Below are 19663 nucleotides of genomic sequence, written 5' to 3'. Positions count from 1 at the left end.
ACAACGATTTCGTTCGGCCTCCTGAAGGGGCGATTGGTATCGTCTGCTAATTTTGCGGCACGAGGAGCACCAGAAAGCCAAAGCGGTCGACCTGCTGCTCGTGCCATGTAGCGACAGCTTGAATCGCAGCCGCCTCTAGCGAACCACCTGCGCCGTTTGCTGCTGCGGTGGCGGCGCGCATTGCGTGCGGGTGCCGGTCTGCAGGTAGGGCGCCAGAATCGGCTGCATGCCCTTGAGCACCTGCACCGGCAGTGCCGAGGTGAAGCGGAAATTCTCTGCGGCGCGGCCTGGCACGAAGGCCGTTAGGGTGCCGAAGTGGTCCGGCCCGAGAAAGAACACGAAGGTGGCAGTACGGTTCTGCACCCGTGAGCTGATCACCTGGCCTGCGCGGCCGACGCTGGTCATGCGGTTATCGCCGGTGCCGGTCTTGCCGCCCAGGGTCAACGGGCTGCCGTCGGCCAGGGTGAAAGTGCCCTGCAAGCGCCGCGCGGTACCGCCATCCACCACCTGTGACAGGGCTTCGCGCAGCGCCGCGGCGACCTCCGGGGCCATCACCCGCTTGCCCGCTTCGGGCACGTGCCCCAGGCGTGTGTCGTAGGGCGTGCCGCTGGCGAAATGCAGGCTGTCGATGCGTACCGTGGGCAAGCGGATGCCGTCGTTCTGGATTATGCCGATCAGCTCGGCCAGGGCCGCAGGGCGATCACCCGAGCTGCCCAGAGCGGTGGCCAGGGACGGCACCAGGTACTCGAACGGGTAGCCCAGGTTCTGCCAGCGCTGGTGAATATCCAGAAACGCCTCGACCTCCAGCATGATGCGAATGCGACTGTCGCGGGCGCTCTTGTGGCGGCTCTTGAACAGCCAGCCGTAGACCTCCTGGCGCTGCTCGGCGCTGGCGGTCACCGCGTCATTGAAGGCGGCCTGGGGATGGTCGATCAGGTAGGCCAGCAGCCAAAGCTCCAGCGGGTGCACGCGGGCGATATAGCCTTGGTCCGGCAGGCTGAAGGCGCCGGGGCCGTAGCGCCGATAAAGCTCGTCGATACGTTTGTCACTGATTCGCGTGCCGGGCAAGTGAGCACGGATGAAGTTGGCGAAGGTGGCCTGATCGACCTCCGGCATCAGGTAGCGGTGCACGGCCGCCAGGCGCGTATCGGTCAGGCGCAGGCCGCCGATGAAGGTGTCCAGGCGCTCCTGGGCCGATTGCCCCTGGTACTTGCGCCAGAAGCGCAGCAGAAAGGTGGTGCCCTCGCGGTCGGCGAAACGGCTCAGGTATTCCTGGCGCCGTGGATCTTTATCGTCCTTGAGCAGGGCAGCGCTGTTGCTCGGTGCCTGGTAGGTGCTGTAGCGCACCAGATCGCGCATCAGGCGTACGAAAGGCAGGTTGATCGATTCACGCAGCGATTCGCGCAGGGTGGGGCGCCTGCCATCGTCCTCACGGCGGAAGTTGCCGAAGGTATGCAGGCCGCCGCCGGTGAAGAAGCGCTCACCGGGGTTCGCCGAGTAACGGCGCTCCAGCGCGGCGTCGAGAATGCCGGCCAGGTCGGCACCCGGGTTCGCCTGCAGGTAGTCGATGGCCCAGCGGCTGAGCAGATCCTGATCGGCCACGTCCTGCCCGCTCAGTTGCGCCGGGCTCATACCCGCCAGCCGGCCATGCAGTTCGGCGATCACTTCCAGATAGGTCGCCATGACCCGCAGCTTGGCGGTGGAGCCCAGCTCCAGCTTGCTGCTCTCGTTGATATCGAAGGGCTGGTGGGTGTTGTCGGTCTGCACGCGTACCTGGTTGCCATTGGGCGTGCGCTCGAACAGGGTGAAGCTGTAGCGCACGTCGCCGGTCTTGCTGGGCGACAGCAGGCGATCGCCGAACAGGCCGACGCCTTCGGCGAAGGCGGGGTCGGCAAGCTGTTCGAGGTATAGGCTGACCTGTTGCTGCAGGTCCGAGTTGAGGCTGGCGCGGGCTTCCAGGTCGAGGCGGTCGAGTTCGTAGTAGGACAGATTGAGCAGGCCGGCCAATCGTGCCCGCGCCATGCTGATGCCCTTGTCGCTGTCGATGCGCTGCAGGTTGGGATCGGTCTGCCAGTCGCGGTAAGTCACCTGCTGGGCCAGGGCCACGTCGCGCAGTTTGCTGTCCAGCACGCCACCGTCGGCCAACAGACGCAGATGGCTGTCGACCAGCGCGGCCAGTTCTGCACGGCCCTGGGCGAGGTAATACGAGGGCCGGCGCTGGGCGATCATCAGCGATAGCACCTGGCGCAGCGCCAGGCCCCGCTCGGCCAGGTTGGCATCGCTGGCCTGCTCGGCGTCGAGCAGACGGTTGGTGGTGACGAAATCCACGCCGAACCAGATGCGCAGGCCATCGGCCAGGCCGTGCACCTCACCATGGCCGGGGGCGGCCGAGAGCGGCACGCTGTTGAGGTAGTCGCGCACGATGTTCTGCCTGGCCACGAGTGTCTGCGGGCCGCCCTGGTAGGCGCGTACGCTGGCGGAGATCATCTGGCGCAGTTTCTCGGCCGGCGCATGGGTAATGCCGTCCGGGGAGTGGCGGTACTTCTCCAGCTGGGTGGCCAGGGTGCTGCCACCGGCGGACTGATCCTGCATACCGACGTACTTGCCGACCTGGGATAGCGCCGCTTTCACGAAGCGCGGCCAGTCCACCGCCGGGTTGGCTTCGGCCGGCTCGGCAGCAAGCAACTGGCGGTCCTCGATGAACAGCAGGCTGCCGACCACCAGCGGTGGAATGGCGGTGAAGTCGGTGTAGCGCTGGCGTGGGTTACGCACGGTGTAGAAGGGTGTGCCGCGGCAATCCTCGATGTTCACACCGGTTTGCGCCTTCTCGGCGAAGGGCGGGAAGAAACCGTGCTCGGTGTAATTGGTCAGTGCAGCCGAGAAACGGGCTTGCTGCAGTACCTCGAAACCGCGGCCCTGCAGGCGTTCGATGAAGGTCGGCAGGCGGCTGTAGCCCTGGCGTTGATCGAAGGGGCCGCTATCGGGATAGACGATGGCGTCACTGGGGCCGTCTTCGATTTCATAGGTGAGCGTGGCGGCGTAGCGGCTCAGTTCGCTGGACTGGAAATGGGCGGTGCGCAGTTCGTAGATCAGCAATCCACTCGCTCCGACCAGCCCGAGCAACAGCGTCGAGCCGACCACCCAGCGCACAGGGTGCTTGCGGGGCTGGGGGTTGCGCGGCACCGCGGTAGCGACCTTGTGTTCGCGTACAGGCGGTGCGGAGTCGGATCGCCATAGTGCGCCCATGGTTAACTGGCCCTGGCTTGTCCTTTCCTTCACAGCGTAGCCGCTGAGCGACGCGCTGTCCGACCGATCGGTCAAAAAAATCCTGTCTTTACATAAACCTAGCCCCGCGTCGTTGGCCTGAACCTGAGCCATACCAGCCGGTCAGGATGCAATCACCAGGAGGAAGCATGATGCGCACACTCGAATTGGCCGGCACTCAGGTACCGGTGATAGGCCAGGGCACCTGGCGTATGGGCGAAAACCGTGATCGGCGCAAAGGCGAAGTCGCCGCGCTGCGTGAAGGCGTCGAGCGCGGCCTGCGGCTGATCGACACTGCCGAAATGTATGGCGAAGGCGGAGCCGAAGAGGTTGTCGGCGAGGCTATTTCCGGCAAGCTTGATCAGGTCTTTCTGGTCAGCAAGGTCTATCCGCACAATGCCAGCCGCAATGGCGTGGCGGCGGCGTGCGAGCGTAGCCTCAGGCGCCTGGGCACCGAACATATCGACCTCTATCTGCTGCACTGGCGCGGCCGGTACCCGCTGGACGAAACGGTCGAGGCCTTCGAGCGCCTATGTGAGCAGGGCAAGATCGGCCGCTGGGGCGTTTCCAATTTCGATCTGGATGATCTGCAGGAGCTCGGCGAGCCGGCCTGCGTGACCAACCAGGTGCTCTACAACCCCGAGGCGCGGGGCGTGGAGTTCGACCTGCTGCCGTGGCAACAGCGCCAGAACATGCCGCTGATGGCCTACTGCCCGCTGGGGCAGGGCGGTGCACTGCTGGCGGACGCCGCGCTGCAGCAGGTGGCGCAGCAGCATGGTGCGACCACTGCCCAGGTCGCTCTGGCCTGGGCGTTACGTCAACCCAACGTACTGGTGATTCCCAAGGCCAGCGATCCCCGGCACCTGGCCGAAAACGCCGCAGCCGCCGAGCTGCAGCTCAGCGCCGCCGATCTTCAGGCGATCGACAGCGCCTACCCGGCGCCGACGCGCAAGCAGCGATTGCAGATGGTGTAAGGGGCGATGGGGCGTGAATGCCGCGATCGATTCGCCCCGAGGTCGGGGCTCCCACAGATCGCTGACACACGCGATCCTTTAGGCGTCGCAACCCGCGGCGAATGGCGCAGCCAGCACTGGAGGTGCGGCTGCGATCAATCGATGGATGGGGCGTCCAGATCGCGTGCTGGCCATCATCGATTCGCCCCGAGGACGGGGCTCCCACAGGTCTCCAGTACGCACGATCCTGTAGGAGCCGCGACCCGCGGCGAATGGCGCAGCCCGCACTGGAGGTGCGGCTGCGATCCATCGAAGGATCGGGTGTCCAGATCGCGCGCCGGCCATCATCGATTCGCCCCGAGGTCGGGGCTCCCACAGATTGCTGACACACGCGATTCTGTAGGAGCCGCGACCCGCGGCGAATGACACAGCCAGCACTGGAGGTGCGGCGAGACCTCAACCCGCGACCAGCACCCGAATGGCTTCCAGGCGCAGAGCGGCCTTGTCGAGCATGGCTAAGCCCTGTTCGCGCTGCTCGCGCAAGGCATCCAGTTCGCTGTCACGTACGCTCGGGTTGACCGCCTGCAGAGCGGTCAGGCGGGCCAGTTCTTCGTCCAGCTCGGCAGCCAGGCGGCGTTTGGCTTCGGTGACGCGCTCGACATGGCGCGGCGAGATCTTGGCTTCGCCAGCGGCGATCTTCGGCGTCAGTGCATCGCGCTGGGCCTGCACGAACTTGTTGGCGCTGGCGCGCGGCACGGCTTCGAGCTGGTCGTTGAGGGTATCGAAGGAGACCTTCGATGCCAGGTCGTTGCCGTTGCCGTCGAGCAGGCAGCGCAGCGCAGCGGGCGGCAGGTAGCGGCCGAGCTGCAGCTTGCGTGGCGCTACCACTTCGCTGACGTACAGCAGCTCCAGCAGCACGGTGCCGGGCTTGAGCGCCTTGTTCTTGATCAGCGCCACCGAGGTGTTGCCCATCGAACCGGAGCGCACCAGGTCCATGCCGCCTTGCACCATGGGGTGTTCCCAGGTGAGGAACTGCATGTCTTCGCGGGACAGGGCCAGATCACGGTCGTAGGTGATGGTCACGCCTTCGTCGTTGCCGAGCGGGAAGCTGGCATCGAGCATCTTCTCGCTGGGGCGCAGGATCAGGGCGTTGTCGGAATGGTCTTCACTGTCGATGCCGAAGGCGTCGAACAGCTGCTCCATGTACATCGGCAGGGCGAACTGATCGTCCTGCTCGAGGATCGCTTCGACCAGCGCCTCGCCTTCACCGGCACCGCCGGAGTTGAGTTCCAGCAGGCGGTCGCGACCGGCGTGCAAATCGCCTTCCAGACGCTTGCGCTCGGCAGTGGCTTCGTCGATCAGCGTCTGCCACTGGCCGTCGTCGGCGTTTTCCAGCATCGGCAGCAGGCGGCTGCCGAACTGGTGCTGCAGGGCGTTGCCGGTCGGGCAGGTGGCCAGGAAGGCGTTCAGCGCCTGATGGTACCACTGGAACAGACGCTCCTGGGGGCTGTTTTCCATGTACGGCACGTGCAACTGGATCTTGTGCTTCTGGCCGATGCGGTCGAGGCGACCGATGCGCTGCTCGAGCAGGTCCGGGTGGGCCGGCAGGTCGAACAGCACCAGGTGATGGGCGAACTGGAAGTTGCGGCCTTCGGAGCCGATTTCCGAACAGATCAGCACCTGAGCACCGAATTCTTCATCGGCGAAGTAGGCAGCGGCGCGGTCACGCTCGAGGATGCTCATGCCCTCGTGGAACACCGTGGCCGGAATGCCGGAGCGCACGCGCAGGGCGTCTTCCAGGTCCATGGCGGTCTCTGCGTGGGCGCAGATCACCAGCACCTTGAACTTCTTGAGCATCTTCAGGGTGTCGATCAGCCACTCGACGCGCGGGTCGAAGCGCCACCAGCGCTGGTCTTCCTCGATGTCGGCCTGGCCCTGATAGCTGACTTCCGGGTACAGCTCGGCGTGCTCGCCAAGCGGCAGCTCCATGTATTCGTCCGGGCTCGGCAGCGGGTAGGGATGCAGCTCGCGCTCCGGGAAGCCTTGTACCGCGGCGCGGGTGTTGCGAAACAGCAGGCGGCCGGTGCCATGACGGTCGAGCAGCTCGCGTACCAGGCGGGCGCGGGCGTCGGTGTCGCCGCCGTCGGCAGCATCCAGCAATTCGCGGCTGCCATCGCCGAGAAAGCTGCCGATGGCATCACGGGCCTGGGCGCTGAGCTGGCCCTGGTCGAGCAGTTCCTGTACCGCCTCGGCCACCGGTTTGTAGCTGGCGCTTTCGGCGCGAAAGGCTTCCAGGTCATGGAAGCGGTTCGGGTCGAGCAGGCGCAGGCGCGCGAAGTGGCTGTCCTGGCCGAGTTGCTCCGGGGTGGCGGTGAGCAGCAGCACGCCGGGAATCACTTCGGCCAGTTGCTCGACCAGGCTGTACTCGCGGCTGGCCTTTTCCGGGTGCCAGACCAGATGGTGGGCTTCGTCGACCACCATCAGGTCCCATCCCGCAGCGAACAGCGCGTCCTGGGCCTTCTCGTCCTCGCACAGCCACTCCAGCGCGACCAGCGCCAGTTGTGCGTCTTCGAACGGGTTGCTGGCGTCACTCTCGATGAAGCGCTCGGCATCGAACAGGGCGACTTCCAGATTGAAGCGGCGGCGCATCTCCACCAGCCACTGGTGCTGCAGGTTTTCCGGCACCAGGATCAGCACGCGACTGGCGCGCCCCGAGAGCAACTGGCGGTGGATCACCAGGCCGGCTTCGATGGTTTTGCCCAGGCCCACTTCGTCGGCCAGCAATACCCGTGGGGCGATACGGTCGGCCACTTCACGGGCGATGTGTAGCTGGTGAGCGATAGGTTGTGCACGCACACCGCCCAGGCCCCACAGCGAGGATTGCACCTGCTTGCTGGTGAACTCCAGGGTGCGGTAGCGCAGCGAGAACCACGGCAGCGGGTCGATCTGCCCGGCGAACAGGCGGTCGCTGGCCAGGCGGAACTGGATGAAGTTGGACAGCTGGGTTTCCGGCAGGGTGACGGCCTGGTTCTTGCCATCGAGGCCGTGATAGACCAGCAGGCCATCGACGTCGTCGACTTCGCGCACGGTCAGCTTCCAGCCTTCGAAATGGGTGATCTCGTCGCCCGGCGAGAAGCGCACGCGGGTCAGCGGCGCATTGCGGGCCGCGTACTGACGGGTTTCGCCGGTGGCAGGGTAGAGCACGGTGAGCATGCGGCCATCCTGCATCAGGATGGTGCCCAAGCCCAGTTCCGCTTCGCTGTCGCTGATCCAGCGTTGCCCCGGTTGATACTCCGCCATGCTGCCTGTCTCCACCTGTGAAAAAGCCGGCTATGTTACCGCAGTGCCAGGCTTGACCAAAGGCGCATCACGCCTGTTTTGGCACTTACCGACACGCGTCCGGTCAGACAGTGTAGTAACGCAGCCATAAAGTCGCCCGCCGTATGGCCGATAACGCTGCAAAGAGAGGTCATCCATGCTGCCGCCGATTCCTCACAGCCTGATTCCCGTCACCGCCCAGCAGGACGTGGTCAAGCCGCGTCCGGACATCGCGCCGGTGACGCCGACCGCCGAGGCGGCTCAGGAGGATGCGGTCGGGCTCGACAAGCGCCACCCCCAGGAGGTGGAAGAGCGCTTGCGCGAAGAGCAGCGCCGTCGGCAGCGACGTGGCTACACGGCGGCCGAGCTGGCCGAGGGTGAAATCGACGAGGCGGATGAGCCGGCCATCGACCAGCTTCCGCGCCAAGGCCTCTGGGTGGACGTGGAGGTTTGATGCCCGGCGCTCAGGGTGGCTTGTTCGACGGCGGCGCGCTGCAGCTTGCCGATGCCGAGCTCACCTATCAGCCCCACTGGCTCGACGCCGTGACGGCCGATGACTGGCTGCGGCGGCTGGTCGAACAGACGCCCTGGCAGCAACCCGAGGTGCTGCTGTTCGGCCGTCATCATCCGGTGCCGCGCCTGCTGGCCTGGTATGGGGATCGCGAAGCCAGTTACCGCTATTCCGGCATGACCCATCAGCCGCTGCCCTGGACGCCACTGCTGGCCGAGATTCGCCAGCGCCTGGTCGACAGCCTTGGCCAGCCGCTCAATGGCGTGCTGCTCAACTACTATCGCGATGGCCAGGACTCCATGGGCTGGCACAGCGACGACGAGCGTGAACTGGGCCTCGAGCCGCTGGTGGCGTCGTTGAGCCTGGGCGGCGAGCGGCGCTTCGACCTGCGCCGCAAGGGCGCCACGCGCATCGAGCATTCGCTGCAACTCGCCCATGGTTCGCTACTGGTCATGGGCGGCCAGACGCAGCATCATTGGCAGCACCAGGTGGCCAAGACGCGCAAGCCTTGTGCCCCCCGACTGAACCTGACGTTTCGTCTGATCCGGACGCCGCTATGAGCAATGATGTGAAACTGATCGACTTCGCCGCCGAGCGCGACAAACGCATCCACGACCTGCGCGACAAGAAGCTCGAAGAGATGCGCAATGCCTTCGAACAGGCCCTGCCGCTGCCCAAGGGCAAGAAGTCCAAGAACAAGCCGAAGAAACGCTAAGAACCTGTTCATGATCTTTAAGCCCAGGTTCGGCGACTTTGGCGGCTAAGTGGCGGTAGCGGCCGTTATCCGATCCATTGTGGGAGCCGCGACCTCGCGGCGAATCGCTCAGGCACCGCCGAAATAGGCAGTCAGGCTGCAATCGTTTCGCCCCGAGGTCGGGGCTCCCACAGGTTGGTTTGAGTGTCTGCTCCTGCCTTGTAGTTGCCTCTTCATACGCAGATAAGACTTTGAACAGGCTCTAGGAGCCTGCGATTCGGTCACGATCTTGTAGCAGGGGCGGGCCGCGCTCCGTTTTGGCCGTGAGCCTCTTGCTCCTAAAAATAGCTCGTGGTTAAAGCCTCTCCTACCCATAACGCGCTCTGCCCACCTGCCATTTCTGCTGTTTACGCACTTATAAAAGACTGCGAACAGACGCCAACGCGGCTTCGCTGCGTATCCGTCCGCGTTGCCCAAGCCTGTCTAAATTGACGCAGATCAGTCGCTGTCTGGCGCTGACGCTCGTGTGTGCTTGGCCGTTGACCTGGGTCAATGGCGGGCGGCGTGTGGCTGTTAACGTAGCGCCATACCCGAGCAGCAGGTGCAAGGAGGCAGCATGTTCTTAGATGTGGTGGTTCTCGCCGGTATCGGCACCGTTGGACTGATGATTCTGTTTGGCGCCGGGTTTACGTATTTCGTCTGGAAGGATGCGAACAAGAAAAAACCGCACTGAAATCCGGATTTACGAGCACGCAAGGCATTGGGGCGACTTCGGTCGCCCTTTTTTTCGTTCCCCGTTCCAGCCACGGAAACACTTAAAGGTCGCGACCCTCTGGACAGCATATACTTAGCTAGCTAATAATTTGCCTTCTGCACGGAGGCGGAACCCTTTGGCTACGGCTATGTTCAGAGCTGAGACCCTTTTAGGTAAGCACCGTGCGTGATTCCCTGCTGGCGTTCGTCGCGCCAAGCACCCAAGCCCTCCAGTTCGCGATCAAGACCCTGCTCGGCGGCGGTCTGGCGCTCTGGCTCGCCCTGCGTCTGGGGCTGGAACAGCCGCAATGGGCGCTGATGACCGCCTTCATCGTCGCGCAGCCGCTGTCCGGCATGGTGGTGCAGAAAGGGCTGGCGCGCTTGCTAGGCACCCTGGTCGGCACCTTCATGGCCGTGGTGATGATGGCGCTGTTCGCGCAGATGCCACTGCTCTTCGTGCTGGCCTTCGCCCTGTGGCTGGGCCTGTGCACGGCCGCGTCGACCATGTTGCGCAGTGCCTGGTCTTACGCCTTCGTGCTGGCCGGTTACACGGTGGCGATCATTGGCCTGCCGGCCATCGGCAAACCTCAGGTGGTCTTCGATGAAGCCATCGCCCGCTCCACGGAAATCTGCCTGGGCATCGTCTGCGCCACGTTGAGCAGCGCGCTGCTGTGGCCGCAGCGGGTCGAGCGCCAATTGGCGCAGCAGGCCCGCGATGCCTGGCAGACCGGCCTCAAGGCCGCACGCCAGGCGCTGACCGGCGAGGAGGAGGCGCGTAAGGGCCTGCTCGAAGCGCTGTCGAGAATCGTCGCCGTGGACGCCCAGCGAGAACACGCCTGGTTCGAAGGCGAGCGCGGTCGCCAGCGGGCCATCGCCTTGCGCGTGCTCAGTCGCGACCTGCTGGGCGTGCTGCGCCTAGCGCGTGGCGTGGCACGCCAGTGGCGGCAATTGAACAGCCGCGAGGCCGAGGCCGTGGCGCCCTGGCTGCAGGAAGTGGACGAGCGCCTGCAGGACGATGCCGAGGACAGAACCCAGTTGATCGAGCGCCTGCGCCAGGCCGCCGCGGACGATGAACTCAATGGCGGCCAGCAACTGTGCCTGGAGCGCATGGCCGTGCTGCTGATGCGTATCGAGGACGCCAGCCGCGCGCTGCAGGCCGTCGAACGGGGGCGGGCGCCGGCCGATGCGCCGCGGGCGTTGTCCTGGCACTACGACTGGCAGAGCGCGCTGGTGTTCGGTTCACGCAGCGCCCTGGCGTTTCTGACCCTGGCGAGCTTCTGGCTGGCCACCGGCTGGACCCACGCCACCGGCGCCATGCTGTTGGCCTGCGTGGTGTGCAGCCTGTTCGCGCGACTGGAGGCGGCGCCGCAGATCGGCATGATGTTTTTGCGCGGTATTCTCTACGCGCTGCCGGTGGCGTTTTTCGTCGGGCAGATTCTGATGCCGCAGATCGACGGTTTCGTGATGCTCTGCATGGTGCTCGGCGTACCACTGTTCTTTGGCGTGCTGGGTATGGCCAAGCCGGCGGTGGCCGCAACCTCGACGGCCTTCTGCCTGCACTTCATCGTGCTGTGCCTGCCCGCGCCGGGGGTTGGCTACAACGTCGAATTCTTCCTCAACGAGGCGCCGGGCATGCTCATGGGCGTGGCCGTGGCGGTCATGGCGTTTCGCGTGATCGTGTTGCGCAACCCGGTGTGGCATGGCCGGCGCTTGGTGCATGCCGTGCTGGTCGACCTTGGCCGGCTGACACGCCGTGACCTGGGCCGTGCGGAAAACTGGTTTGGTGGTCGCATGGCCGACCGCTTGCTGCAGCTGGCGCGGCACTACCCGGCGCGTCCGGATCAGGCGCGCAGCCGCTGGGACGAAGGCGTTGCTGGCCTGGACCTGGGTGACGAGCTGCTGCACCTGCGCGCCTGTCTGGCCAAGGCCGATGCCGGCCTGGCGCGCTCGCAGCGACGGTTTCTGGAGCGCCTCGACGATGCGCTGGAGCGCGGCCCGGCGCCGGGCCGCGAGGATGACCTGAACGCCCCGGTGGCCGAGTTGCAGCAAGCCCTGCGTGCCTGCACGCCGAGCATCGACAAGCGCCTCGCCGAAGCGGCGCTGTTGCAGTTGCAGAACGGCTGGCGCCACTGGTGCCAGCTCAGAGGAGAGGCTAATGGGTTTACATGAATGGTCGCTGGGCGGCGTATTGCTGAGTCCCATGGCGGCCTACGCGGTATTGGCGCTGCTGCTCACCGGCGTGATCCGCCTGGGGCTGCAGCGCGTTGGATTGGCACAGTGGATCTGGCATGAAGCGCTGTTCGACTGCGCCCTGTTTGTTTGCGTCCTGGCGGCGGTGATTGCCGTCCTGGCGACTTGAGGAGAAAAGCATGCGTTCGACCATTCGCGTCGGCATCACCCTGGCCATGGTGGCGGTGGCGGTTCTCGCCGGCTCGTGGATCTGGCAGCACTACATGTATTCGCCCTGGACCCGGGATGCCCGGGTGCGCGCCGATGTGGTGACCATCGCGCCGGACGTGTCCGGCTGGGTGCTCGACCTCAAGGTGCACGACAACCAGCAGGTCAAGGCTGGCGACCTGTTGATGACCATCGACCGGGACCGCTACCAGGCCGCGCTGGAAAAGGCCCAGGCCGTGGTCGACATCCGCAAGCAGCAGCTCAGCCTTCGCGAGCACGAAGCTTCCCGTCGTGCGCGCCTGGGCAGTCAGGCGATCAGCGCCGAGCTGCGTGAGAACGCGCAGATCAACGCCGAGATGGCTCGCAGTGAATACCGCGAGGCCCAGGCCGACCTGCGTATCGCCCAGCTTAATCTGGAGCGCAGCGAAGTGCGCGCGCCGCGCGACGGCCAGGTCACCAACCTGAGGCTGGCCCAGGGCAACTACGTGACGGCCGGGCAAGCGGTGATGGCTCTGGTCGATACCGGCTCGTTCTATGTGCAGGCGTATTTCGAGGAAACCAAACTGCCGCGCATAAAGGTCGGTGCACCGGTGGAAATCTGGTTGATGGGTGGCGAACAGGAGATCCGCGGCGAAGTGGAAGGTATCAGTCGCGGCATCACCGACCGCAACGCCAGCCCGGACGGCCAACTGCTGGCCAACGTCGAGCCGACCTTCAACTGGGTGCGCCTGGCCCAGCGCATCCCGGTGCGCATCAAGCTCGATGCGGTGCCGGAGAACGTGCAACTGAGCGCCGGCATGACTGCCAGCGTGCGGGTGAAGTAGGGCGCTTTCTTAATTGTGGGAGGGGCTTTAGCCCCGAGCGCTTCACGGCGTATCGGGGCTAAAGCCCCTGCCACGATTTCGTAGCCCAGGTCGAGCGTAGCGACACCCGGGACATTCCCAGGAGGCCGCTTCGCGTAACGCCAGGCTATCGATGAGGTTCGACCGCACACGCATGGTGTTCCGCCCTGTGTGGTCGCGACCCGCGGCGAATCGTGGGTACGACGCCGGTTTTGCAGCAAGGCCGCAATCATTTCGCGCCGGGTCGGCGCTCCCACACAGACAGTGGGCTGCCTGCGATTATTGTAGGACCCGCGACCCGCGGCGAATCGTGGGTACGACGGCGGTTTTGCAGCAAGGCCGCAATCATTTCGCGCCGGGTCGGCGCTCCCACACAGACAGTGGGCTGCCTGCGATCATTGTGGGAGACGCGACCCGCGGCGAATCGTGGGTACGACGCCGGTTTTGCAGCAAGGCCGCAATCATTTCGCGCCGGGTCGGCGCTCCCACACAGACAGTGGGCTGCCTGCGATTATTGTAGGAGCCGCGACCCGCGGCGAATCCTGTGTACGACGCCGGTTTTGCAGCAAGGCCGCGATCATTTCGCGCCGGGTCGGCGCTCCCACACAGACAGGCGGTTGCCTGCGATTATTGTAGGAGCCGCGACCCGCGGCGAATCGTGGGTACGACGGCGGTTTTGCCGCAAGGCCACCCTCGAATTCGCCCCGGCTCGGGGCTCCTACGCCTGAGCAGCCATTTGCCGGTGCAGTCGGCTCAACCGCGCTGTACGCTCGCCGGGGTGCGACGCATCAGCACTTCGCCGTGGCGCACCGAAACCAGCGCATGGCCCTGGGTGCGGATCATCTCGTAATCGTCGGGCGCCGAAAGAATCAGCAGGTTGGCCGGGCGGCCCACTTCCAGGCCATAGCGCTCACCCAGGTGCAGGGTGCGGGCGCTGTTGTCGGTGATCAGGTCGAGGCTGCGTTTGAGGTCTTCGTAACCGAGCATGTGGCAGATGTGCAGGCCGGCCTCGAGAATGCGCAGGATGTTGCCGTTGCCCAGCGGGTACCAGGGATCGACGATGGAATCCTGGCCGAAGCAGACGTTCATGCCGGCGCGATCGATCTCGGCCACGCGGGTCAGGCCGCGGCGTTTCGGGTAGCTGTCGAAGCGTCCCTGCAGGTGAATGCTCTCGGTGGGGCAGGAAACGAAGTTGATGCCGCTCATTTTCAGCAGGCGAAACAGCTTGGAGCAGTAGGCGTTATCGTAGGAGCCCATGGCCACCGTATGGCTGGCGGTGACCCGCGCGCCCATGCCGCGCACCCGGGCCTCTTCGGCCAGCACTTCGAGAAAGCGCGATTGCGGGTCGTCGGTCTCGTCGCAGTGCACGTCCACCAGGCAGCCGGTGCGTTCGGCCAAGTCCATCAAGAACTTGATCGACGACACGCCTTGGTCGCGGGTGTTCTCGAAATGTGGAATGCCGCCCACCACGTCGGCGCCCAGTTCCACCGCCTGTTCCATCAGCGCACGGCCACCCGCGTAGGACTCGATGCCCTCCTGGGGAAAGGCGACGATCTGCAGGTCGATCAGGTGGCGGGTTTCCTCGCGTACTTCGAGCATCGCCTTGAGGGCGGCCAGGGTCGGGTCGGTGACGTCGACGTGGGTGCGCACGTGCTGGATGCCATGGTCGACCAGCATGTCGATGGTCTTCTTGGCGCGGGTCTTGGTGTCTTCGTGAGTGACCAGCGCCTTGCGCTCGGCCCAGCGCTCGATACCCTCGAACAGCGTGCCGCTCATGTTCCAGTTCGGCTCGCCGGCGGTCAGGGTGGCATCGAGGTGAATGTGTGGCTCGACGAAGGGCGCGACCACCAGGTTATTGGCGGCGTCGAGATCGCCTTCGCTGGCGCTGACCTCTGTGGATTGTGCGGTGATGGCGGCAATTTGCGAGCCGTCCAGTGCGATGTGGAAAAGACCTTCGCGGCCACGCAGGCGGGCGTTGACGATGTTCATGGGGTACTCCTTGGCAGGCTATGAGACGACAGGCGACGGATCAGCAGGGCGATGCTGATGTTCAGCCGGTCGTGAGGGTCATCGAACGAGCAGCCGGTCAGCGCTTCGATACGTTGTACACGGTAGCTCAGGGTGTTGCGGTGTACGCCCAGGCGTTGCGCGGCCAGGGCGAGGTTGGCGTTCTCGAAGAACCAGGCTTCCAGGGTCGGCATCAGCACTGGCTCGTGGCGTGAATCATCGCCGATCAGCGGCCCCAAGGTGCGCTCGACGAAACGCTCGAGCAGGCTGCGGTCGCGGATCGCGGCGAGCAGTTCGATTACCCCCAGCTCGCTGAAGCTGCACAGCCCCAGGCGTTCTGGAAAGGCCTGGGCGGCGACCAGCGCCTGGCGGGCCTGGCCGAGCGCCCTGGCGAAATGTTCGGGGTGGTGATTGCCGCTACTCAGGCCGATAAACAGGCGCTGCGGTTGCAGACGTTCGTCGAGCTCGCCGAGTAAATCCATCAATGTCCGACGGTTGCGCTGCTCGTCGTGGCTACCGGTGCAGGGCAGCAGGGCGATCCAGTGCTCGCCCTGGCTGATCAGCGGCAGGGCTGCGCCCAACTGTTGCAGACATTGCTCGAGGTACTGCTGCAGGCATTGGCGGTTGTCGCGCAGCAGGCGTTCGCCGCTGGCCGCTGCCTCGCCGTCGAACAGCTGCTCGCTGTTCTGCAGGCGCAACAGGGCGACCTGGCGCGGCACGCTTAGCGGGAGGTCGAGGCTGGCAGCACGTTGCAGCAGCACGTCGAGGGACTGGTAATCGCCTTCCAGCAGTTGCTCCAACACATGCTGGCGCGAGCTGCCGAGCATCTGCTGCTGCACCAGCGCCGTGCCGATCGCCTGGGTGACCACAACCATCTTCAATCCGTAGGGCTGTTCCAGCAGCGGCAGGCCCAGGCGCTCGGCCTCGGCGATCACCGCCGGCGGAATCGCCTGGATGTATTCGGCGCCGGTGAGAATAACCAGCCCCGCGGTGGCCCGCTCGACTGCCTGGCGCACCAGAAGCAGCAGGTTGGCTTCGTCGCGCGGGTGGTTGATGCCGGTGACGAACACCAGCTCGCCGCCCATCACCCAGGCGGCGATGTCCTCGTTCTCGGCCACGTACGGCCAGCGCACCGGATTGCCTAGCGCTGCCCGACCAGCGCGCAGGCGCAGCTCGTGCAGGCCGGGCAGGACCAGGACATCGGCGACGCTCAGGCTCATGCGCGGACGACCACGTCGCCGGCGGCGAAGAGCTTCTTCGCTTCGAACAGCACGATGTACACCACGGCGGCGACGACAATGCCCACCAGTGGCGCGACCCAGGGCGAGAAGTAGGCGCACAGCGAACCGACGCCGTAAGCGCCCAGGCCGACCCAGTTGAAAGCGGGGATGCGCGCCTCGGCGAGCAGCGGGTAGCGGCTCTTATGGCCGTAGAAATAGTCGGCCATGATCACACCACCGATCGGCGGGATGATCGAGCCGAGCAGGATCAGGAACGGAATCAGCATCTCGTACATACCGCCGATGGCCAGCAGCGTGCCGATGCCGGCGCCGACCACGGTCACCGTCTTGCGCCGGCCGGTGCGCAGCAGGTTGCAGCCGGCGGCGGCGAAGTTGTAGATGGTGTTGTCCTGGGTCGTCCACAGGTTGAGGAACAGCATCACCACCGCGGCCATGGACAGACCCTGCAGCACCAGTACTTCGACGATGTCCGGCTGCTGGTAGACGATGGCGCCGTAAGCCCCGGCGACGATCATCAGGCCGTTGCCAAGAAAGAAACCGACCATGCTGGCGATCACCGCGATGCGTCCGGTGCGGGCGAAGCGCGTCCAGTTGGTGGCTTGCGTCGCGCCGCTGACGAAGGTGCCGAAGACCATGGTGATGGCCACGCTCAGGGTCATGCTCTGGGTCGGCTCGATGGCCATCAGCGCGCTCAGGCCGCCGATGTCGTCGGTGGCGATCCACAGCGAGCAGACCAGCAGGGCGAGCATCGCCGGCACGGAAATGCGCGACAGGATGTCCAGCCCCTTGTAGCCGATGAACGCGGTGATGCAGAAGGCGAAGCCGAACAGCACCATCAGGGGAATGGTCAGGCCTTGCGGCAGGCCGAGAATTTTCACCAGCACGATGGCTACCGTGGCGGTGCCCCAGGCGTACCAGCCGATCTGGGTGAAACCGAGCAGCACGTCGGAGAGTTTGCTGCCGGCCTCGCCAAAGCAGAAGCGGCCCATCAATACCGAATTGAGGCCGCTGCGACAGGCGATCAGGCCGAGGATCGCGGCATAGGCACCGAGCAGCAGGTTGCCGATCACCGCGGCCCAGATCAGCGTAGTGAAGTCGAAGGCCATGCCGATCTTGCCGCCGGCGAACATGGTGGCGGTGAAGAAGGTAAAGGAGAACAGCATGATCGACGTGGAGAACAGCCCCTTGCGGGCGCCTGCCGGCACTTCGCTCAAAGGGTAGTCGCTGTCGGTGGTGGGATGAGTCATGGCCTGGCTCCACAGGGTGAGGGAAGCCATGGCTATAGCAGGCGACGTGCCAACCTATGGTTTGGGTGGCGCGTACAGTATCGGTTGTGCGAAGTGCACAATCAGGCGTGGATTTTCAGCGAATAGATGCGATTTCTTTGTGAGTTGTCACCATGGCTGACCTGTCTTGGTGCGCTGCCGGACGGGCACGCACCAAGAGGTCACGAACGTTCTCAGCGGGTGCCGAGGAAGTCGCGCTTGCCCAGTTCCACCCCGTTGTGGCGCAGGATGGCGTAGGTGGTGGTGATGTGGAAATACAGGTTGGGCAGCACATGATCGAGCAGGAAGGCCTGGCCCTGGAAGTGGGTTTCCTTGTCACGGCGCTTGAGAGTCACGGTGCGGTCTTCGCTGCCGTCGAGCTGTGCGGCGCTGATGCCCTGCACGAATTCAAGGGTCTTGGCGATACGTGCCTGTAGCTCGGCGAAGCTGGTTTCGTCATCGGCATGGCTCGGCGCTTCGACGCCGGCCAGCAGGGCTGCACCGGCCTTGACGGTGTCACAGGCGATCTGCACCTGGCGGCTGAGCGGGAACATGTCCGGAGCCAGACGCGAGGCGAGCAGCACGCTCTGCTCTATCTTGCGGGCTTCGGCGTTGGCGGCAGCGATGCCGAGGATGGTCGACAGGTTGGTCAGCTGGCGGGTGAACACCGGGATGGAAATGGAATGCATGGAAAGAGGCATGGAGGCTCCAGAAAGCAGTAAACCTTAAGATATGAAACGAACAGGCGATTGAAAAACGTAGGCGAGGCCGCCAGCGCAATACCGATGGCGGCCCCGCAAAAACAGGCGAGAAAGCGACCGGGGTTGCGATCGACTGTACGAGTAGTACATGAGCATTTTGAGCCTGTTTTTAACGCAGTGATGGCAACGCAGGTAGTTTTTCATCAGCCTGTCAGCCGATGCTGATCGGCGGCAGAGTGGCCAGCTCGACGGTAACGGCTTTGCGTGGCGCGATGATTTCAGCTTCGCCGTCGACCACCAATTCGTCGTGCTGGTTGAACACGCGGGTGGCGATGCGCACGCGGAATTTCGGCAGCTTCTCGAGGATTTCCAGGCGTACGGTCAGGGTGTCGCCCAGTTTCACCGGTTTCTGGAAACTCATCTGCTGGCCCACGTAGATGGTGCCGGGGCCGGGCAGGGTGCAGGCCACTGCCGCACTGATCAACGCGCCGCTGAACATGCCATGGGCGATGCGCTCCTTGAACATGGTGGTGGCGGCGTATTCGGCGTCCAGATGCACCGGGTTGTGGTCACCGGAAACTGCGGCGAACAGCAGGATGTCGCGTTCTTCAACGGTCTTGCTATAGCTGGCGGTCTGGCCGACTTCGAGGGCTTCGTAAGGCGTGTTGCTGCTTTGCGTCATGGGTTGGGTTCCTGAGGATGTAATGGTCGCTGCTGGGGCTGTGCGAGCGTCTGTTCCAGCCAGTCGATCAGGTCTTGGGTGACCTCGTCACGGTTCGTTTCGTTGAGCAGTTCGTGGCGGGCCTGTGAATAGCATTTCAATGTGGTGCGGTTGTGTCCGGCTTGCCTCAAGGCATCGGCCAGGCGTTGCAGGCCGCCGCCTCGGCTGACCGGGTCCTGATCGCCACCGATGATCAGGATCGGCAACTGCGGGGCGATCTGTTTCAGCGATGCGCGCGGGGTTATGCGCTGCAGGCCATCCAGCAGGTCGAGCCACAGCCCATTGGTGCAGCGAAAACCGCACAGGGGGTCGGCAATGTAACGATCGACTTCGTCGTTGTCACGGCTGAGCCAGTCGAACGGCGTGCGCGCAGGTGCAAAGGCCTGGTTGAAAGAACCGAACGACAGCCGGTGGAGCAGCGCGCTGCGTCCGGTCGCACCCTGGCGCCAGCGCTCGAAGCGGGCGACCAGCGCCGCAGCCCGATAGGTGCCCAGCTTGCCGTGGTTGGAGCCGCTGAGAATGGCGCCCTGCACGCTGCTGCTGTGGTGCATCAGGTAGGCGGTGGCGATGAAGCTGCCCATGCTGTGGCCGAGCAGGATGATCGGCGTCTGCGGCCACTGGTGGCGAATGTGATGGTTGAGCGTGGAGAGGTCGCCGACCACATGGCTCCAGCCGTTTTCGTCGGCGAAATGGCCGAACAGGCCGTGCTGCGCCGTCTGCCCATGGCCGCGGTGGTCAAGCGCGTAGAGCGCATGGCCTGCAGCGACCAATGCAGCGCCCAGGCGCGCATAGCGGCCGCTGTGCTCGGCCATGCCGTGAGCGAGCATGACAACCGCTTTGGGTTCCTTGTCGGGTGACCAGCAATTGACGAAAAACGGTGAGGCGTCATTGCCATTGAGCCACAGACTGTCGTGCTGCATGGCGAGATCCTTGGGCTGAGCCAATGCACCATTGTAGAAGCAGGTCTGTGGCTTTTACAGCCCGCCTTCAGTGTCG

General features: G+C 64.7%; 16 protein-coding genes. 8 read left to right on the top strand and 8 right to left on the bottom strand.

What is annotated here, in order from left to right; translation table 11 throughout:
- Window positions 1-135: 135 nt before the first annotated feature.
- Complete coding sequence (locus tag BVH01_RS20480) at window positions 136-3246, bottom strand: transglycosylase domain-containing protein (protein WP_075932089.1); 3111 nt, start codon at window positions 3244-3246, stop codon at window positions 136-138.
- A 170-nt stretch (window positions 3247-3416) separates the two neighbouring features.
- On the opposite strand from BVH01_RS20480, the gene BVH01_RS20475 reads away from it, so the two are divergent.
- Window positions 3417-4238, top strand: coding sequence for an aldo/keto reductase (locus tag BVH01_RS20475; protein WP_075932127.1), 822 nt, complete (start codon window positions 3417-3419; stop codon window positions 4236-4238).
- 435 nt (window positions 4239-4673) lie between these two features.
- Here the strand turns inward: BVH01_RS20475 and rapA are convergent, their stop codons facing one another.
- Window positions 4674-7517 (bottom strand): RNA polymerase-associated protein RapA, encoded by a 2844-nt coding sequence (gene rapA, locus BVH01_RS20470; protein ID WP_075932088.1) that lies wholly within the window; start codon window positions 7515-7517, stop codon window positions 4674-4676.
- A gap of 175 nt (window positions 7518-7692) precedes the next feature.
- On the opposite strand from rapA, the gene BVH01_RS20465 reads away from it, so the two are divergent.
- The 7 genes from BVH01_RS20465 to BVH01_RS20445 all read left to right on the top strand — a co-directional run bounded on the left by BVH01_RS20465 (window position 7693) and on the right by BVH01_RS20445 (window position 12714).
- The gene (locus tag BVH01_RS20465) at window positions 7693-7989 is read left to right on the top strand and encodes an aspartate-semialdehyde dehydrogenase (RefSeq protein ID WP_075932087.1); all 297 of its coding nucleotides are present in this window, start codon (window positions 7693-7695) and stop codon (window positions 7987-7989) included.
- On the top strand, window positions 7989-8606 hold the full coding sequence (locus tag BVH01_RS20460; protein ID WP_075932086.1) for an alpha-ketoglutarate-dependent dioxygenase AlkB: 618 nt from the start codon (window positions 7989-7991) through the stop codon (window positions 8604-8606). The genes BVH01_RS20465 and BVH01_RS20460 overlap by 1 nt, the downstream gene beginning before the upstream one ends.
- On the top strand, window positions 8603-8761 hold the full coding sequence (locus tag BVH01_RS24715) for a hypothetical protein (protein WP_168177304.1): 159 nt from the start codon (window positions 8603-8605) through the stop codon (window positions 8759-8761). Before BVH01_RS20460 ends, BVH01_RS24715 begins: the two co-directional genes overlap by 4 nt.
- Before the next feature lie 595 nt (window positions 8762-9356).
- Window positions 9357-9473 (top strand): cytochrome c oxidase subunit CcoM, encoded by a 117-nt coding sequence (gene ccoM, locus BVH01_RS25095; protein WP_305883381.1) that lies wholly within the window; start codon window positions 9357-9359, stop codon window positions 9471-9473.
- 203 nt (window positions 9474-9676) lie between these two features.
- Window positions 9677-11662: an FUSC family protein gene (locus BVH01_RS20455; RefSeq protein ID WP_075932085.1), complete on the top strand. Its 1986-nt coding sequence runs from the start codon at window positions 9677-9679 to the stop codon at window positions 11660-11662.
- The gene (locus BVH01_RS20450; protein ID WP_075932084.1) at window positions 11649-11852 is read left to right on the top strand and encodes a DUF1656 domain-containing protein; all 204 of its coding nucleotides are present in this window, start codon (window positions 11649-11651) and stop codon (window positions 11850-11852) included. The genes BVH01_RS20455 and BVH01_RS20450 overlap by 14 nt, the downstream gene beginning before the upstream one ends.
- A 10-nt stretch (window positions 11853-11862) precedes the next feature.
- Window positions 11863-12714 carry an efflux RND transporter periplasmic adaptor subunit gene (locus BVH01_RS20445; RefSeq protein ID WP_075932083.1) on the top strand — a complete coding sequence of 284 codons (852 nt, stop codon included), beginning with the start codon at window positions 11863-11865 and terminating at the stop codon, window positions 12712-12714.
- A 771-nt stretch (window positions 12715-13485) separates the two neighbouring features.
- On the opposite strand, the gene codA is transcribed toward BVH01_RS20445, so the two are convergent.
- From codA to BVH01_RS20415, 6 genes are all read right to left on the bottom strand, one after another.
- Window positions 13486-14721, bottom strand: a complete 1236-nt coding sequence (gene codA, locus BVH01_RS20440; RefSeq protein ID WP_075932082.1) for a cytosine deaminase — start codon at window positions 14719-14721, stop codon at window positions 13486-13488.
- Window positions 14718-15959, bottom strand: a complete 1242-nt coding sequence (locus BVH01_RS20435; RefSeq protein ID WP_075932081.1) for a PucR family transcriptional regulator — start codon at window positions 15957-15959, stop codon at window positions 14718-14720. The genes codA and BVH01_RS20435 overlap by 4 nt, the downstream gene beginning before the upstream one ends.
- Complete coding sequence (gene codB / locus BVH01_RS20430; protein ID WP_075932080.1) at window positions 15956-17227, bottom strand: cytosine permease; 1272 nt, start codon at window positions 17225-17227, stop codon at window positions 15956-15958. Before codB ends, BVH01_RS20435 begins: the two co-directional genes overlap by 4 nt.
- A gap of 212 nt (window positions 17228-17439) precedes the next feature.
- Window positions 17440-17946 carry a DUF1993 family protein gene (locus BVH01_RS20425; protein ID WP_070885407.1) on the bottom strand — a complete coding sequence of 169 codons (507 nt, stop codon included), beginning with the start codon at window positions 17944-17946 and terminating at the stop codon, window positions 17440-17442.
- 211 nt (window positions 17947-18157) lie between these two features.
- Window positions 18158-18628, bottom strand: coding sequence for a MaoC family dehydratase (locus tag BVH01_RS20420; protein ID WP_075932079.1), 471 nt, complete (start codon window positions 18626-18628; stop codon window positions 18158-18160).
- Window positions 18625-19587, bottom strand: a complete 963-nt coding sequence (locus BVH01_RS20415; protein WP_075932078.1) for an alpha/beta hydrolase — start codon at window positions 19585-19587, stop codon at window positions 18625-18627. Before BVH01_RS20415 ends, BVH01_RS20420 begins: the two co-directional genes overlap by 4 nt.
- Between the last annotated feature and the right edge of the window lie 76 nt (window positions 19588-19663).

This window comes from Pseudomonas sp. PA1(2017), assembly GCF_001945375.1.
GTDB lineage: Bacteria > Pseudomonadota > Gammaproteobacteria > Pseudomonadales > Pseudomonadaceae > Aquipseudomonas.
This window is presented reverse-complemented; position numbering and strand designations above follow the sequence as displayed.

What these genes read in the sequence shown, in the direction of transcription:
- BVH01_RS20480 (WP_075932089.1), bottom strand. Translation starts at nt 3,246, where the DNA reads ATGGGCGCACTATGGCGATCCGACTCCGCACCGCCTGTACGCGAACAC.
- BVH01_RS20475 (WP_075932127.1), top strand. Translation starts at nt 3,417, where the DNA reads ATGCGCACACTCGAATTGGCCGGCACTCAGGTACCGGTGATAGGCCAG.
- rapA (WP_075932088.1), bottom strand. Translation starts at nt 7,517, where the DNA reads ATGGCGGAGTATCAACCGGGGCAACGCTGGATCAGCGACAGCGAAGCG.
- BVH01_RS20465 (WP_075932087.1), top strand. Translation starts at nt 7,693, where the DNA reads ATGCTGCCGCCGATTCCTCACAGCCTGATTCCCGTCACCGCCCAGCAG.
- BVH01_RS20460 (WP_075932086.1), top strand. Translation starts at nt 7,989, where the DNA reads ATGCCCGGCGCTCAGGGTGGCTTGTTCGACGGCGGCGCGCTGCAGCTT.
- BVH01_RS24715 (WP_168177304.1), top strand. Translation starts at nt 8,603, where the DNA reads ATGAGCAATGATGTGAAACTGATCGACTTCGCCGCCGAGCGCGACAAA.
- ccoM (WP_305883381.1), top strand. Translation starts at nt 9,357, where the DNA reads ATGTTCTTAGATGTGGTGGTTCTCGCCGGTATCGGCACCGTTGGACTG.
- BVH01_RS20450 (WP_075932084.1), top strand. Translation starts at nt 11,649, where the DNA reads ATGGGTTTACATGAATGGTCGCTGGGCGGCGTATTGCTGAGTCCCATG.
- BVH01_RS20445 (WP_075932083.1), top strand. Translation starts at nt 11,863, where the DNA reads ATGCGTTCGACCATTCGCGTCGGCATCACCCTGGCCATGGTGGCGGTG.
- codA (WP_075932082.1), bottom strand. Translation starts at nt 14,721, where the DNA reads ATGAACATCGTCAACGCCCGCCTGCGTGGCCGCGAAGGTCTTTTCCAC.
- BVH01_RS20435 (WP_075932081.1), bottom strand. Translation starts at nt 15,959, where the DNA reads ATGAGCCTGAGCGTCGCCGATGTCCTGGTCCTGCCCGGCCTGCACGAG.
- codB (WP_075932080.1), bottom strand. Translation starts at nt 17,227, where the DNA reads ATGACTCATCCCACCACCGACAGCGACTACCCTTTGAGCGAAGTGCCG.
- BVH01_RS20425 (WP_070885407.1), bottom strand. Translation starts at nt 17,946, where the DNA reads ATGCCTCTTTCCATGCATTCCATTTCCATCCCGGTGTTCACCCGCCAG.
- BVH01_RS20420 (WP_075932079.1), bottom strand. Translation starts at nt 18,628, where the DNA reads ATGACGCAAAGCAGCAACACGCCTTACGAAGCCCTCGAAGTCGGCCAG.
- BVH01_RS20415 (WP_075932078.1), bottom strand. Translation starts at nt 19,587, where the DNA reads ATGCAGCACGACAGTCTGTGGCTCAATGGCAATGACGCCTCACCGTTT.